Genomic DNA, 15,893 nt, shown 5'->3' with positions numbered 1-15,893 from the left:
CCCTGGAATGGAAATACGCGTGATTAAGAACGGCATTGCAGGTTCGTCGGCTAGGAGAGTGTCGGGTGGCGATGCGGGGCATCGCGAGCGGCGCTCGACGCGGCCCGACGGGGCTGCAATGCCGCCCCTCGGGTCGCCGTCCGGCTTCGTCGGCGGGCGTCAGCGCCGCTTGTCGATACCCGTATCGCCTGCGCGCCGCTTCCTACCCGGCAAAGCCGGACGGCGATTCTTAACCACGCGTATTTTCGTTCCAGGGTACTAGACGAGACTGGGGGCGGTCCCGTGATCCAAGCAATTGACCGGGCGGTAACGGCCGTCAGCCGGCTTGCCGGTGCCGTGGCCGCCCTCCTTCTCGTCTATATCGTCGCGCATATCGCCTACGAAATCGTCCTGCGGACATTCTTCGCCAGTTCGACCTTCGTTCTGGACGAGTTCGTGGGCTATGCGGTGGCGGCGATGACCTTCCTGTCGCTCGGCCACGCGCTGGATCACGGATCGCTGATCCGCGTCGACCTGGCCATCACCCGCATCAAGGGCCGCGCCCGACGCTGGGTCGAACTGTTCTGCATCGCGGTCAGCTTCGCCATGGCCGGGTTCTGCGCCTGGTATGTCGGCAAGAACGCCTTGCGCGAATGGACGCGCGGTTCCGTCTCCGAAAGCATCGCCGAGGTCCCGTTATGGATCCCGGTCGGCGCGGTCTGGCTGGGCCTCGTCCTCTTGATGCTGCAACTCTTCGCCTATTTCCTTCGGATCGCGGCCGGTGGGACGCCGATCGACAGCGTGGAGACCGAATAATGGAAGCGCTGATCTCGGGCCTCGTCGTCCTGGTCCTGATCCTTTTCTTTCTGGGCAGCGGCGTCTGGGTCTTTATCGGCCTATTGCTGGTATCGACCACCGGGCTGGTTCTGATCCTGGACTTTCCGCCCCATCGCATCGGCGCGATCCTGGGCAAGATCCTGTTCCGCAGCGCCAGTTCCTGGGAACTGGCCGCCATCCCCCTGTTCATCTGGATGGGGGAGATGATTCTGCGCACCGATATATCGAACCGGCTGTTCCGGGGACTGACACCGCTGGTCGCCAAGATTCCGGGCGGGCTGATCCATACCAATGTCGCCGGGTCGACCTTGTTTGCGGCCGTTTCCGGCTCCTCGGCCGCGACGACAGCGACGGTCGGCAAGATCACATCGGTCGAATTGAAGCGGCGCGGCTATGACCAGGGCCTGTCCATCGGCTCGTTGGCCGGGGCCGGCAGTCTGGGCCTGCTGATTCCGCCGTCGATCGTGATGATCATCTATGGAGTCCTGGCGGAGGTCTCGATCTCGCGCCTGTTCGCGGCGGGGGTCCTGCCCGGCGTCCTGGTCGCCTTTCTCTATTCCGCCTATATCGCCGTGCGCTGCAGCCTGAAACCGTCCCTGGCACCCAAGGAAAGCGATGGCGAGGCGGTCCCGATGAGCGCCGCCCTGACCGATCTCTGCCCGATCCTGGGCCTGATCGTGGTCGTATTGGGCGCGATCTATTCCGGCCTGGCCACCCCGTCGGAAGCGGCGGCGGTGGGCGTCGTCGGTACGCTGCTCCTGGCCGGCGCGATGCGGCAATTGTCGCTGCCGATGCTGAAAGACAGCCTGATGGGTGCGGTGCGCTCATCCGCGATGGTCTGCTCCATCCTGGTGGCCGCCGCCTTCCTGTCGACGGCGATGGGCTATATGCATGTGCCGCAGGACGTCGCGACGGCCATCGCGGCGATGGATATCGGTCCCTATGGACTGATCATCATCCTGGCGGTGTTCTATGTCGTCCTGGGCCTGTTCCTCGATGGGATTTCCATCGTGGTGATGAGCCTGCCAATCACCCTCGCCCCGGTCGTGGCGATGGGCTTCGATCCGATCTGGTTCGGGGTCTTCCTGGTGCTGATGGTCGAACTGGGCCAGATGACGCCGCCAGTCGGTTTCAACCTGTTCGTCCTGCAGGGCCTTACGGGCATCCCGATCAACCGCATCGCCGTGGCAGCCGCCCCGTTCTTCGTCCTGATGATCGTCGGCGTAGCGCTGATCACGATCTTCCCCGACATCGCCCTTTGGCTGCCGAACGCGCTGTTTGGATAATATGCCGGTCGCGTTCCTGCGGAAGCAGGAACCTTCTTTGCCCAGGCACTGGACGGGCGTTCCGGAAGGCTCCTGCTTTCGCAGGAGCGCGGTCTTCGAATTCCTGAAAATCTATCGCCCGCGACCGACTACACTGGTCGGTTTTCTGACTTGTATTTCCTGCATCAAACCGCATATCCATGAGCCGGGGGAAGGCGTTGGGCACGAGGGGCCCTGGGCGCCGATTAAACACAGCCGGACGGATCGCGGTCCGTCACAAGGTCACAGTCGCGGGGTTTCATCTTGCTGGACATCGTCTACCTGGTCGCCGGGCTCGCAATCCTGTTTGTCGGAGGCGAGCTGACGCTTCGCGGCGCGGTCGGTTTGGCACGGTTCCTGGGGGTTTCCGCTGCGATCATCGGTTTGACGGTCGTCGGGTTCGGCACCTCCGCCCCGGAACTGGTCGTCACGGTTCAGGCGGCACTGGCGAATAAGAACGGCCTCGCCATCGGCAATGTCGTCGGCTCCAACATCTCAAACCTGCTGCTGATCCTGGGGGTCGGCGCCGTCATCGCCCCCCTGACCTGCGGAATCGACGCGGCAAAGCGGGATGCCGGCATGATGGTCGCGGCGGCCATCGTCCTGGTTCTGCTGTCGGTCTACGGTGAAATTACCTGGTACCACGGAATTTTCATGGTCGGCGCCTTGGTCGTCTATCTCGTCCTGACCTATTTGCAGGACAAGAGGGATCGCGCCTCCCGCAATCTGCATGAGCAGGAGGCGGAAGAACTGGAAAACGCGCCGACCAAACTGCCCGTAATTTTGGTTTTCACCCTATTGGGTTTGGCCGGACTGGTTCTGGGCGCCGATCTGATGGTCACGGGCGCGATCGGTATCGCCCAGGATTTCGGCGTCCCGGAAACAGTGATCGGCCTAACGGTCGTCGCCTTGGGCACGTCCCTGCCGGAACTGGCAGCGACCGCCGTCGCGGCGATGCGCAATCACACCGACGTCGCCATCGCCAATGTCATGGGCTCCTGCGTCTTCAACATTCTGTCGATCCTGGGGATCACGTCGATCATCTCGCTGTTGACCTTCGAGCCGGACATTCAGGCGATCGACATCTGGGTCATGCTGGCCGCGACCCTGGTCATCGCCAGCCTGATGTTGTTCCGGGCCGGAATCAGCCGGATCAGCGGCGCAGTCCTCCTGGTCGGCTATGTCGCCTATATCGTCAGCCTGGCGCCGCGCGCGGGGATCTGACCGGCGGCATGGACGCGGCTGGCCAGACAAGGTCATAATTCCGAAACCGTTTCGTGTTGGGGTGGCTTTCTTCCCCTCATCCACACAGCAGAATTCCGGACCCGACCATGGCCGCGATCAAGAACGTCCTGCTTGTCACATTCGATCAATGGCGCTGGGATTGCCTGTCCGCCATGGGCCATCCCCTGCTGCAAACGCCGAAGCTGGATGCGTTTGCGCGGGATGCCGTCCTGTTCCGCAATCATTGGTCGGTGACCTGCCCCTGCGGGCCGGGCCGGACGGCCTTGTTGACCGGGACCTATCTGCACAAGAACCGCGCGCTGCGGAACGGCACGCCGCTGGACCGCCGCTTCACCAATGTCGCGCTGGAAACCCGCAAGCTGAACTACGATCCGGTCCTTTTCGGCTATACCGATATCTCCCCAGACCCGCGTGGGGCCAATCCCCGGGATCCGATCTTCAACAGCTATGAAGGCGTGCTGCCCGGCATGACGCGCATCTGCCGGCTGGACGACGATTTCGGGACCTGGTTCGCCGATCTGACGGCCAAGGGCTACGCATTGCCGGACCACCCCTGGGACATCTTCCGGCCCTCCGCCCAGGTGCCCGGTAAGCGCTACAGTTTCGCGCCCGCCCCCTTCAAGGCAGAGGACAGCAACGCGGCCTTTCTGACGAACCGGCTGATCGACTATCTCGACGCCCGCCAAGGCCAATCCTGGTTCGCCCATGTCACCTATATCAGCCCGCACCCGCCCTTCGTATCGCCGGAACCCTATAACGCGCGGTACGACGCGGCCGACGTGCCGCCGCCGGTCCGGGCGAAGACACCAGAGGCAGAAGGCGCAGCCCATCCCTGGCTGAACTACCGTATCGGCAGCCACGGCAAGGGCGCGAACCAGGGCAGCGGCCTGGTGATCGGCCAGGACATCAATCCTGCCGAGATGGACGATTCGGAAATCGCCCAGATCCGCGCGACCTATTACGGGATGATCAACGAGGTCGAAGACAATTTCCAACGTATCCTGGACCACTTGAAGGCGCAGGGCGTCTATGACGAGACCCTGATCATCCTGACCTCCGATCATGGCGAACAGTTGGGCGATCATTGGCTGTTTTCGAAGACAGGTTTCTTCGACGAGAGCTACCGCATCCCGCTGATCATCCGCGATCCGCGCGCCGAAGCGGATGCCGCGCGCGGCCGGACGATCGACGCCTTCACGGAATCCGTCGACATCATGCCGACCATTCTGGAGCTGTTGGGCGCGCCGATCCCGCGCCAGGTCGACGGTTTCCCGCTGACCAAATGGCTGACCGGCGGCACGCCCGGTGCCTGGCGCGACGCCGCCCATTTCGAATACGATTTCGGCGACCCGACCGCCCGGTCGGCCGAAACGGCGCTGGGCCTGCGGACCGACGAATGCGGCTTGGCCGTGCTGCGCACCGACCGGTACAAATACGTGCATTTCACCGCTCTGCCGCCGCTTCTCTATGATCTGCGGGAAGACCCCGCGCAATTGATCGACCGCGCCGGCGACCCGGCCTACCGCGAGGCCCTGCTGGAAATGACCCAGCGCATGCTGACATGGCGCATGCGCACCGAGGAGCGCGACCTGACTTATTGTCATATCGGCAACGGCGTGTACGAGTTGCCCGATGATCGTTACAGGGACCTTTAAGGTATGACTTCGACCGCCAAACGCACCGACATTCCCCGTATCATCGGCCATCGCGGCGCCGTGGGACATGCGCCCGAAAACACCGTCGCCGGGTTCCGAAAGGCGAAGGAGCTGGGCTGCAGCTGGGTCGAATTCGACTGTATGTTGACCAGGGACGAAGTCGTGATCCTGCATCACGACGATGAGTTGGACCGGACGACGAACGGCACCGGCCTGGTGTCCGAAACCAATCTGGCGGCGATCCGGCGGCTGGATGCAGGCTCCTGGTTCTCATCGGATTTCGCAAAAATACCGGTCCCGACCTTTGACGAGGCCGTCGCGGCTCTGGCTCAACTGGGGCTCGGCGGCAATGTCGAGATCAAACCAGCCTCCGGATACGACCGCATCACCGGCCGCATCGTGGCGGAACGGACCGCCGAATTGTGGCCGGCCACCCTGCCGCCGCCGGTCATGTCGTCCTTCTCCCTAGCAGCGCTGGAAGAAGCCCAAAAGGCCGCCCCGCAGCTCGACCGGGCGATCCTGTGGTGGGAGATTCCGGACGATTGGCAGGCGCATCAGGACCGTCTGGAAGCGTCCGCGGTCCATGTCAGCGTCAAGAAACTGACCGAAGCACGGGCGGCGGAATTCAGGAATGCCGGAATCCCGTTCAGGGTCTATACGGTCAACGACCCGGCAGACGCCGCGCGACTGTTCGACTGGGGCTGCGAAGCAATCTTTACGGACTACCCGGACCGGTTCGCCTGACTGGCCTTCCAATTCGTGATCATGATTCACAGGTAATCCGACGCCCTGCCCTGTACACCGCAGTGCAGCAAGACGGTACAAACGGGTTATGTCTCAATCCGGCCAACTTACCGACACTTCCCCACGAATTGCAGGTTTCGGCGAAGATCAATTCGCCCGAATCCTTCTGTTCGTCGCCCCGGCCCTGTTCTGCACCAATCTTCTGGTCGCGAAGGCAACGGCGGACCTGATCCCGCCGGTCCACCTTTCCTTCTTGCGTTGGGGGGCGACCTTTCTGCTGCTCCTTCCGCTGGTCGGTCCGCGATTGTGGGTCCGGCGCGGTGCCATGCTGCGCGAATGGAAGGATCTGTCGATCCTCGGCGCGCTCGGCATGGGGGTTTGCGGCGCCTTCGTCTATATCGGCGCGGACACGACGTCGGCGACGAATATCGGTCTGATCTATTCCGCTTCCCCGGTCCTGATCATCTTGCTGGCAGCCGCCTTCTATGGCGAGGCCGTCAGCAAGCTGCAGATCGCCGGTATCACACTCAGCCTTTTGGGCGTGATCGTGATCGTTTGCCGGGCCGATCTGGATGTGTTGATCAACCTCGCCTTCACGGTCGGCGATCTGTGGATTCTGGCGGCAATGATCGGTTGGGCGGTCTACAGCGTCCTCTTGCGCCACCGGCCGAGCGAGATGGGTCTTTCAACCCGGTTCGGCGCAACGACCCTTGCCGGCGTTATCATTCTGGCGCCTTTCACGCTGTGGGAGGCATCGACCGGCAATGTTCCGGTCTGGAATTGGGAAACAGCGGGTTGGATCGCGCTTCTGGCCCTCGTCGCCTCCTTCGGCGCCTATCAGGTCTATGCCTATGTGCAGCGGGTTCTGGGCGCCGGTCGGTCCAGCCTTCTGATGTATCTGGTGCCGATCTACAACGCCGTGCTCGCCTGGGCGTTGCTTGGCGAGACGCCGCAGCCCTATCATTGGATCGGCGCGGCGCTGGTTCTGCCCGGCATGATGTTGGCGACCGCGAAGGGTAAAAAGAAGTCCGCTTGAGGGAGCGCCGCCCATGTCGACCGACCTGTTTCCGGGATTTGTCCAGGACCGCATCACCGTAACGCACAGCCACGCCGAAGGATTGGAACTGAACGTCCGCATCGGCGGATCGGGCCGCCCACTCCTTCTGATCCACGGATACCCGCAGACCGGTGCCATGTGGCACAAGCTGGCCCCGGTGCTGGCGGAGAACTTCACGGTCGTCGTTCCCGACCTTCGGGGATATGGCGCGTCGGACAAGCCGCCGACGGACCCGCAGCACTTGCCCTATTCGAAACGCGCCATGGCCGCCGACATGGCCGCGCTGATGGCCGGGCTGGGGCACAAGACCTTCCAGGTCGCGGGGCATGACCGCGGCGGTCGCGTCACCCACCGGCTCTGCCTGGATCATCCGGATGCCGTGGAGCGCGCCGCGGTGCTGGACATCGTCCCGACCCATACCTTGTTCAACACGGCGACCCATGCCGTCGCCCATGCCTATTATCATTGGTATTTCCTGGCCCAGGCCGCGCCGTTGCCGGAAACCCTGATCGGCGCCGACCCGGATTTCTACCTGAACCGGAAATTCGGCGGCTGGAGCGCCGGCGAGACCGGTTTCTTCGATCCCCGCGCGATGGCGGAATACAAGGCGGCCTATGGCTGGCCCGAGACAATCCATGCGACCTGCGAGGATTACCGGGCGGCCGCAACCATCGACCTGGAACATGATACGGCGGATCTGGACCGGCGAGTCGGCTGCCCGTTTCTGGTGCTATGGGGCGCGAAGGCCCCGATGCATGCCAATTACGATGTGCTCGACACCTGGCGAAACAAGGCGGTCGATCCGACCGGCCATGCCGTCGAGGCCGGCCATTTCCTGGCAGAGGAAAACCCGGAACAAACCTTGGCGGCGTTCAACGGACATTTCGTCCCCTGAAGGCTCAACCTTCCGACGCCTCCCGCGCGGCACGGTACCGCGCGGCCGGTTCCGCAATCAACGCAGCATAGTGGGCGGAGACCTTGTCGGCCGCCCGCTCCATCAGCGGCGTCAGTCCGTCGAATGTCTCGACGCCGGCCGTCCTGGCCAGGACGCGCTTCTGACCGTCCGGTGCGGATTGCGCGTCGAACTTGCCAGAGGCCGCCGTCAGCCGGATCGCCGCCTGCATGCCGCGCCAGAGCGCCAGCGCCGACCGCAGATCCTCGAAGGCGGCGGTTTGAAGGAAGCCCGCATCGTGCAGCCTCTCCAGCGCCAGTGCCGTGTTCGGCGACAGGATCGCCGGGTTGTCCGCGGCATGGGTGAGTTGCAAGGCCTGGGCGATGAATTCGACATCCACCAGCCCGCCGCGGCGATACTTGACGTCCCAGGGTGAGTTCGGCGGAAATTCGCGCGCGATCCGCTCGCGCATGTCGTCGACGTCGATGAACAGTTTCGCCGGGTCGCGCCGCTGCACCAAGGCGCCATGGATCGCCGTTTCCAGGCGTTTGCGCAGCTCCGGCGCGCCATAGACGGTCCGGGCGCGGGTCAGGGCCATATGCTCCCAGGTCCAGGCTTCCCCATCAGGCAGGCGATAATATTTGTCGAACCCTTCGAACTGCGTCGCCAGCGGCCCGGCATTGCCCGATGGGCGCAAGCGGCCGTCGACCTCGTACAGCTTCCCCTCCCCGGTCTCGGTCGTGATCGCCGTCACAAGCCGCTGGCAAAGGCGCAGAAAATAGACCTGCGGGCCGATCGGTTTGGGTCCGTCAGACTCCGCCACATCCGGATCGGGATCATAGACGAAGACGAGGTCCAGATCGGACAGCGGCAACAACTCCCCGCCGCCCAACTTGCCGAAGGCGACAACCGCCAGGTCGGCGCCGGGCACCCGGCCATGCATTTCCGCAAATTCGGCCTCGGCCGCCGGCAGGATCGCCGCCAGGGCCGCCTCCGCCACAGCACTGAGCGCCGGGCCGACATGGTCACCATCCGCCAGCCCACGCAGGAAATGAACCCCGACGCGGAATTTGCGGTCGTTTGCCCAGCGCCGCACGGCATCCAGGACGTCCTGGAAATCCTGGGTCAGGCCCAGCGCCGCCGACAGTTCCTCGTCCGGGCCGGTCTCCTTCGGCAGTGGTTCGTAGAAATCTTCACTGATCACGGAATCGAGCAAAATCGGTTTGCGCGCCAGTACCTCGGCGAGGCGCGGCGCGCTGCCCAAGATCTCCGACAGCAGATCCAATAAGGTCGGATGCATCTGGAACAACGAGAAAAGCTGCACCCCGGAAGGCAATCCGGACAGGAAACTGTCGAAGCGCAGGAAGGCATCGTCGGGATTGGCCGTATCCGCGAAAGCCTGCAACAGGCGCGGCATCAGTTCGGTCAAAATCTGGCGGCTGCGTTCGCTGCGCGTCGCCCGGTAGCGCCCATGATGCCAGACCCGGATCCGCCCGGCGATATGGGACGGCTGCGCAAACCCCATATCGGCCAGAGTCTGGAGCGTATCCGGATCGTCTTCCGTGCCGGTGAAAACCAGTGACCCGCCGCCGCCCAGATCCGGGGATTCCTCGAACAGACGCGCGTAATGCCCGGCGACGGTTTCCAGATGGCCGCGCAGGGCCGCCCGGAAGTCGTCCGGGACCGCAAACCCCATGAACCGCGCGATTGCGGCAAGGTCGTCTTCGGTGTCCGGCACCGTCTGCGTCTGCTGGTCCGCGACCATCTGCAACCTGTGCTCAAGGCGGCGGAGAAATTCGTAGGCGATGGTCAGGTCGCGCACGGCGGTCGGATCGGCATGGCCGTGGGCGGCAAGCTGGGCGAGCGCGGCGCAGGTCGCCTTGACCCGCAGGTCCGGCTGCCGGCCGCCCCAGATCAACTGCTGGGTCTGGGCATAGAATTCGATCTCGCGGATACCGCCGCGACCGATCTTGATATTGTGCCCGTCGATCGCGATAGATGCGCCGCCGCGATAGGCATTGATCTGACGCTTGATCGAATGGATGTCCTGAATCGCCGCAAAATCCAGGTACTTCCGCCAGATGAAGGGCCGGATATGGGTCAGAAACTCCATCCCCAGCGCCTGGTCGCCGGCCACGGGCCGCGCCTTGATCATCGCCGCGCGTTCCCAATTCTGACCGACGCTTTCGTAATAACTTTCCGCCGCACGGACGCTGAGCGCCAGCGGGGTCGCGCTGGGATCCGGGCGCAAGCGCAAATCGGTCCGAAAGACGTAACCGTCGCCCGTTCGTTCGTCCATGAACCGCATGATCTGGCGCGTAACCCGCACCATGTCCTGGCGCAGACGGTCCGGATCATCCGCCACCAATCTCTCCGCATCGTACAAAACGATCAGATCGATATCCGACGAGTAGTTCAACTCGCGCGATCCGAACTTGCCCATCCCCAGGATGGTGAACCCGTCCGTGCCCGGCGCGCCGCGCCATTGCCGCAACGCGCGCCGGGCCGACCTTTCCAGCGCGCTTTCCGCCAAATCCGAAAGGGCGCCGGTGATCCGTTCCAGCGGCCAGAGCGACAACAAATCCGCGACAGCGACCGTCAGCGCGACCTTACGTTTGGCCCGGCGCAAACCGCGCATGAATTCCTTCTCGTCCAAATCCTCCCGGTCCAAATCCGGAAGTGCCGACAAGCAATGCGCCATCACCGAATCCGGCCCATCGGTCAGGACCGCCGCCAAAGTCTCGGGCTCACGCCGGAGCAAGGTCGACAGGAACCCGCTGTGACAGCATACAAAGTGCAAAAAATGGACGACGGATTCGTTTTCATGGAACGTCCTTGCGGTGTCGGACGTTCCCTGTGCGTTGAATTCGATCGGTAGATCGGGCGCCGGCGCATCTGCCGGTACGGGAAAGCGGGACGGATCGAAACTGTCTAGAATGGGTAAACTGCGCATCACGGAAATCTTCCCTTGCCGAAGATTTCAAACCTGCGCGAAGCGTCTATGATGGTCAATCCGATCAGATCAGAGCAGAAGAGCGTTCAAGCTTAATGGCCAAGATGAACAGACGCACCTTGCGGATCGTCTTGGAAGCGGTCGCCGCCCTGGTCCTGGGGCTGGTGCTGCTGGTCGGCGCAGGAATCTATGCGCTGTCGACCGGCCCGGTTTCCGTATCGGCACTGACGCCGATTCTGGAAGAGGCGCTGAATGACGGCAGCGGCCCCTATAAAGTGTCCGTCGAAGATACCAGGATCGTTTGGGGCGGATGGGACCGCGCGGTTGACGTCGTCGCCAGCAATGTCCGCGTCCAAGAGCCGGACAAGCCGACTCTCGCGGTCTTGCAGGAAGTTTCCGTCGGACTGTCCTTCAAGGCATTGATGGGCGGCGAGGTTCGTCTGACGACACTGGAATTGTTGCGCCCTTCCCTGACCCTAGTGCGTGATCCGGACGGCCGCATCGCCCTCGCCGTGGGCGATCTGCCCGGCGTGACCGATAGCGAAGGGGATGCGCCCACCCCGGCCGAACGCCCTGACGCGGCATGGATGCCGGTTCCGTCGCCGGACGAAGACGCCCTGCTGCCACAATCGGTTCTGGATGCCCTGACATCGGGCGTCAGCGAAAATTCCCTGCTGGGCGGGCTGCAGCGGTTCAGCATGGTTCAGGCAGAGATCCGCATCATCGACCGCGCATTGGGCGAAACGCTCTGGCTGCATAGCGCGGGTTTGGATTTCGTGCGATCCGACAATGGTCTCGACGCCCGCCTGGTCGGGTCGCTGGAAACCCCGACCGAGAACGCGCTCATAGGCGCCTCTCTCTTCGCCGATCCCGGCGCAGACCGGATCGATGTAACGGTCGCCTTCGATACCTTGGACACGAATCTGCCGATCCGTTACATGCCGGATCTGGTCTTCTATCTGCCGGATCTGACAATCAGCGGCGAAGCCGGCGCGTCCTTCGACCTGCAAGGAAAGCTGAAACGGGTCAGTGCGGACCTGACCAGCGCGGCCGGCGGCATCAAGGCCAGCGCCGAGATCGGAGATGCCCTTCCGGAAGCCAAGATCGAGGCGGAATTCGACGCGTTCGACACGGCGGTTTGGCTGGGCGGTCTCTATGATGCGGAAACGGCGGTATCCTATCTGCCCCGCGTCCCGATCAGCGGTTCCTTGACGGCGGACATCGCGCCGAACGGGACGCCGTTGGCGGCGAGCGCCGATCTGACCTCGACAATCGGGTCTTTCACCCTGACGACGTCGACGCCGGAAGAGACGGAGTTCGCCGAGATTCTATCCGGCAAGCTCACGTTCTCCGATGTCGCCCCTCGCGACGCAGCCCAGACGGCGCCGGCTCTCGGCATGCTGTCCGGGGCGGACGTCACGCTGGACGGTGTTCTGAACTTCAGCCTGACGCCGGACGGTCAATTGCAGTCCAGCACGCTGACGATGACCATCGGCGAAGGTCGGATCGCCATCCCCGACGCATTCGCCCTGCCGCCGCTGAAGCGCGGACGCTTGTCCGCCCGCACCGGCGGCCCCGACGACCCGGTCGTGGTAGAGGAGCTTTTCCTGGATTTCGACAAACCGTCGATCACCGCCAGCGGGATACTAACCCCGACTGAGTCCGGCGCAGACATCTCTATCAACGGGCTGGCCCTGGATCTGGAGATGGGACAATTACCGGAATTCTGGCCGGCGGAACTGGCGCCCAACCCGCGTGAATGGGTTCTGGAGAACATTCCAAAGGGCGACGTGCCCCAAGCAGGTATTGCCCTGACCGCCAGCCTGCCCGGTTACGATCCTGACCAACTGGTTCTGGAAGACCTTTCCGGCAGCATTCGGCTGAATAACGCCGACGTCCATTACCTGCGCCCGCTGGAACCGGTGGTCGGCGTCGACGGATTCGCGACCTTCGGCCCGTCGCGTTTCGATATCGATGTGGAACGCGGCACGGTCAACGATGCCCGTCTGACCGGTGGCCGCATCGAGATCACCGACCTAGACATCGGCAAGGAAAAGATCGACATCGCGTTGAACATCGACACGCCGCTTCAGACGGCACTGACCCTGCTCGACACCGACCCGTTCAACTACATCTCCAAGATTGGCTTGGAGACCGGCGGCATCACCGGTCAGGCCAGAACCCAGGTCCGGTTCCGGTTCCCGCTTCTGGAAGACTTGAATGCGGATGAGGTCGAGTACGAAGCCGACGCCCTGGTCACCGGCCTATCCATGTATCGCGCCGATCTGGATGCGACCATCGCCGCGGAAGAGGCCAATCTGGTGTTGCGGCCCGGTCGAATGGATGTGACCGGCAATGTAACGGTCGATGGCATTCCCGCTTCCGCCGTCTGGAGAGAGAATTTCAGCGACGTCGGCGAACGGCTTCGCTACCTGTCGGTCACAAGCATCACCGATATCGGCGCGTTGGGCCGGTTCGGCCTGACCGTCGGTGATTATGCCAGCGGTCGCGTCGGCATCGGTGTCAATTATGCGGAATACCGGTCCGGCAGCAGCAGTCTCGCCCTGACCGCCAATCTGTCCGAAGCAGTGTTGGCGATACCGCCCCTTGGCTGGACAAAGGAAAGTGGTCTGCCCAGCGACTTGTTCCTGCAGGCGGTTTTCATGCCGGACGGCAGCGCCCGGATCGAGAATGTCATTCTGGACGGCAAGACCGACCATCGGATCGAAGGCAGCGTCGATCTGGTGACAGGATTGGGCGATATCGCGGCAGCACGGATCAAGCGATTGAAACTTGGGGACACCGATGTGTCCGGAACCGTCCAAAATACCGGCGATACCTACCGGATCGATCTGGTGGGGCCGCAGCTCGACGTCGCACCTTTCCTGGCAGAAGAGGAGGATGCAGACACTTCGGAGGAGGAGGTCCTGTCCCCCAAGATCGCGCTGACCGGGCGCTTTCAGCGGATGACGGCGGGACCGGATCGGCATGTGAGCGACGCCACCCTGGCCATCAATGCCAGCGGAGAACGCATCGACCTGCTGTCCCTGTCCGGCTTCGTCGGGGACGGACGCAGGATCGACGTCGACTATGTCCCGAACGAGCGTGGCGGCAAAAATCTCAATGTGCTGGCCGAGGACACCGGCCTAGCCCTGGCGGTGGCTGACCTGACCGGGCGACTGGAAGGCGGCACCCTGCAGATTCAGGGTTTCAGTGACGGCCCCGACGCCCCATTGCGCGGCCGTATCGACATTCGCGACTTCCGGGTTCGTGAAGCGCCCAGATTGGCGAAACTTCTGGAGGTGATCTCCGTGACCGGCATTCTGTCGGCGTTGAGCGGCGATGGGATCGATTTCAATTCGCTGTCCGCGGATTTCAGCGTCTCGGAAGAGACAATCGAAATCTCCGATGGCGCGGCACGGGGCAGTTCCATCGGCATCACCTTTCAGGGCACCGTCGACCGGCTTCAGGACACGTTGAAGCTGAACGGCGATGTCGCCGTCTCCGGCATTTTTTCGCAAACGTTTGGGCAGATTCCGCTGATCGACATGCTGGTGGGCGACGGGTTGATCGGCGCGGCCTATTCGATGAGCGGGCCCATGGAAGACCCGAGCGTGTCGGTCAATCCGTTGTCGGTAATCGCGCCGGGCTTCCTCAGGAAAGTCTTTGAGGGTGGCGGCGTGCCTCAGGAGACCGATAGCGTCAAGGACCCGACCAATGAACAGCACGGCAACTGATCCGCCCTGCCCCGGTTCCGATCCCGGTCCCTTACAGAATACTTGCCACCCAGCCCGTATCGCGGGGCGGATGCCCGCCGAAAACCAGCACGCCCAGAATTTTCCGGCACGCGCCGCTTTCATCCACGAAGGGCAGTAGAATTCGCTGGCACCGCAGATATGCCTTCCCGAGCATGTGGGAAGGACCGTCATAATAGGTCGGAACAGCGAGTTGCGCGACATCCAGGTATTGTTGGATGGAGAGGTTTCGTCCGCGTTCCTGCTGAACCGTAAGGACCCTCACCCCGCGCAAAGACGCGCCACGTGCCGATGTAACGGATTCCCCGGCGATGCGGAATTCGACATCGCCGTCATCCAGAACATCACAGACAACCAGATTGGCGCTGAACCGCAGGAAATGGACCGGGTCGAGCGCTTGCACCCGCGGTATCCGGCCGCCGCTGCGCAGACCGCACCAGATTTCGAAGACCTCCTGAAGCAAAGGCTGCTTCATGTCGGACAGTCCGTAGTCGGAACGAAGGTCCCCCATCACCTCACACAACCTAAGCGGCAAGTTCATGGCTTTTTCTCATTTCTAACAATTTATAAGATAGATTTGCCCCCTTTAGATCGCAAGAAATATTATGATACCTCACCAACTTCCCTATAAACGAGTATCGCAACTTACCTTGTCGGTGTGTGGAACAGCGGCATAAAATGTTCTGAATGGGCCGGAAGCCGAACGGTAGCCTTCGTCGGTTGTTTGCATTCCACCCACCGCGTCATGAAGTGGTTGGCCACCTCCGCGTCAACGGAAAGTCGATACTTTGCCCGGTTCATTGCATCTCAACAGCCATACGGGCCGACCGACACAGCCGGAAGACGCATTTCTGGATACTGTCGCTGAGGCGGCGCGGCGCGACGGCGGGCGTCTGTGCCGGACCCTGATCGACGAAATTGATCGCTTGTCCCCGACTCGCAACCGCTGGCGGCCATCGTTCCAACCAGTGGTGGCGCAACTGGATGGTTGTCTTGCACGGGGACCGAAGGAAACGTCCTATCTGCGCGGCGCGGTGGCGGCAATGAAGCCGCATCTGAACTGGCACCGCGCGCCGCCGAACCCGGCGCTGGGCCGCTTTGATCGCCACCACGCCTTCTGCACCATCGTCGGTCCAACCGACCGCGTGCCGTCCGACAGCCTGATGCTAGGCCTGATGATCGTCGACCGGGCGACCCATTATCCGGGGCATGCGCATGACGCGGATGAGGTCTATCTGCCCTTGTCGGGAGACGCCGTCTATCACGTTGCACCCGCCCGGCCCGGCCGCCCTCGTGACGGACGTTATCTGCCAATTCCGGCCGCCGTGCGCCATGCCCTTTGGACCGGGGATGTCCCGGAATTGATTGTTTGGGCCTGGATGGGGAATATCCGCGGCGGCTACCGGATCGCCGGCGCTGCCCGCTAGGCCGCCGCTTTACCCGTCCGGTCGAAACGCCTATATCGCGCATGG

General features: G+C 62.9%; 11 protein-coding genes. 9 read left to right on the top strand and 2 right to left on the bottom strand.

Translation table 11 applies throughout. From position 1 onward, the window contains the following. Window positions 1–282 precede the first annotated feature (282 nt). The 7 genes from ACO06O_RS04945 to ACO06O_RS04915 all read left to right on the top strand — a co-directional run bounded on the left by ACO06O_RS04945 (window position 283) and on the right by ACO06O_RS04915 (window position 7,716). Window positions 283–795, top strand: coding sequence for a TRAP transporter small permease subunit (locus ACO06O_RS04945; RefSeq protein WP_421876913.1), 513 nt, complete (start codon window positions 283–285; stop codon window positions 793–795). After that, entirely contained in the window at window positions 795–2,102 is a 1,308-nt protein-coding gene (locus ACO06O_RS04940; protein WP_421876911.1) for a TRAP transporter large permease, read from the top strand. Before ACO06O_RS04945 ends, ACO06O_RS04940 begins: the two co-directional genes overlap by 1 nt. 282 nt (window positions 2,103–2,384) lie before the next feature. Beyond that, a complete protein-coding gene (locus ACO06O_RS04935) occupies window positions 2,385–3,344 on the top strand; it encodes a calcium/sodium antiporter (protein ID WP_421876909.1) in 960 nt (319 codons plus the stop codon). A gap of 107 nt (window positions 3,345–3,451) precedes the next feature. After that, complete coding sequence (locus ACO06O_RS04930) at window positions 3,452–5,020, top strand: alkaline phosphatase family protein (protein ID WP_421876907.1); 1,569 nt, start codon at window positions 3,452–3,454, stop codon at window positions 5,018–5,020. Window positions 5,021–5,023: 3 nt separating this feature from the next. Continuing rightward, entirely contained in the window at window positions 5,024–5,764 is a 741-nt protein-coding gene (gene ugpQ, locus ACO06O_RS04925) for a glycerophosphodiester phosphodiesterase (RefSeq protein ID WP_421876905.1), read from the top strand. Window positions 5,765–5,852: 88 nt separating this feature from the next. Beyond that, a complete protein-coding gene (locus ACO06O_RS04920; protein ID WP_421876903.1) occupies window positions 5,853–6,800 on the top strand; it encodes a DMT family transporter in 948 nt (315 codons plus the stop codon). A gap of 13 nt (window positions 6,801–6,813) precedes the next feature. Next, the gene (locus ACO06O_RS04915; protein ID WP_421876901.1) at window positions 6,814–7,716 is read left to right on the top strand and encodes an alpha/beta fold hydrolase; all 903 of its coding nucleotides are present in this window, start codon (window positions 6,814–6,816) and stop codon (window positions 7,714–7,716) included. A gap of 4 nt (window positions 7,717–7,720) precedes the next feature. Here the strand turns inward: ACO06O_RS04915 and ACO06O_RS04910 are convergent, their stop codons facing one another. Continuing rightward, a complete protein-coding gene (locus tag ACO06O_RS04910) occupies window positions 7,721–10,666 on the bottom strand; it encodes a bifunctional [glutamine synthetase] adenylyltransferase/[glutamine synthetase]-adenylyl-L-tyrosine phosphorylase (protein WP_421876899.1) in 2,946 nt (981 codons plus the stop codon). Window positions 10,667–10,761: 95 nt separating this feature from the next. Here ACO06O_RS04910 and ACO06O_RS04905 point away from each other — a divergent pair, with 95 nt between their 5' ends. Further along, complete coding sequence (locus ACO06O_RS04905) at window positions 10,762–14,403, top strand: AsmA-like C-terminal domain-containing protein (RefSeq protein WP_421876897.1); 3,642 nt, start codon at window positions 10,762–10,764, stop codon at window positions 14,401–14,403. 31 nt (window positions 14,404–14,434) lie between these two features. Here ACO06O_RS04905 and ACO06O_RS04900 read toward each other — a convergent pair whose 3' ends face one another. Then, window positions 14,435–14,896, bottom strand: a complete 462-nt coding sequence (locus ACO06O_RS04900) for a PAS domain-containing protein (RefSeq protein ID WP_421876895.1) — start codon at window positions 14,894–14,896, stop codon at window positions 14,435–14,437. Window positions 14,897–15,209: 313 nt separating this feature from the next. Between ACO06O_RS04900 and ACO06O_RS04895 the strand changes: the two genes are divergently transcribed. Next, window positions 15,210–15,848: a dimethylsulfonioproprionate lyase family protein gene (locus ACO06O_RS04895; protein WP_421876893.1), complete on the top strand. Its 639-nt coding sequence runs from the start codon at window positions 15,210–15,212 to the stop codon at window positions 15,846–15,848. Window positions 15,849–15,893: the final 45 nt, after the last annotated feature.

This window comes from Pacificispira sp. (assembly GCF_965228185.1).
Classification (GTDB): Bacteria; Pseudomonadota; Alphaproteobacteria; order UBA8366; family Aestuariispiraceae; genus Pacificispira.
This window is presented reverse-complemented; position numbering and strand designations above follow the sequence as displayed.

Bases quoted from the DNA above. Each gene is read 5' to 3' on its own strand.
- ugpQ (WP_421876905.1), top strand. From the start codon at position 5,024: ATGACTTCGACCGCCAAACGCACCGACATTCCCCGTATCATCGGCCAT.
- ACO06O_RS04900 (WP_421876895.1), bottom strand. From the start codon at position 14,896: ATGAAGCAGCCTTTGCTTCAGGAGGTCTTCGAAATCTGGTGCGGTCTG.
- ACO06O_RS04915 (WP_421876901.1), top strand. From the start codon at position 6,814: ATGTCGACCGACCTGTTTCCGGGATTTGTCCAGGACCGCATCACCGTA.
- ACO06O_RS04930 (WP_421876907.1), top strand. From the start codon at position 3,452: ATGGCCGCGATCAAGAACGTCCTGCTTGTCACATTCGATCAATGGCGC.
- ACO06O_RS04940 (WP_421876911.1), top strand. From the start codon at position 795: ATGGAAGCGCTGATCTCGGGCCTCGTCGTCCTGGTCCTGATCCTTTTC.
- ACO06O_RS04920 (WP_421876903.1), top strand. From the start codon at position 5,853: ATGTCTCAATCCGGCCAACTTACCGACACTTCCCCACGAATTGCAGGT.
- ACO06O_RS04905 (WP_421876897.1), top strand. From the start codon at position 10,762: ATGGCCAAGATGAACAGACGCACCTTGCGGATCGTCTTGGAAGCGGTC.
- ACO06O_RS04910 (WP_421876899.1), bottom strand. From the start codon at position 10,666: ATGCGCAGTTTACCCATTCTAGACAGTTTCGATCCGTCCCGCTTTCCC.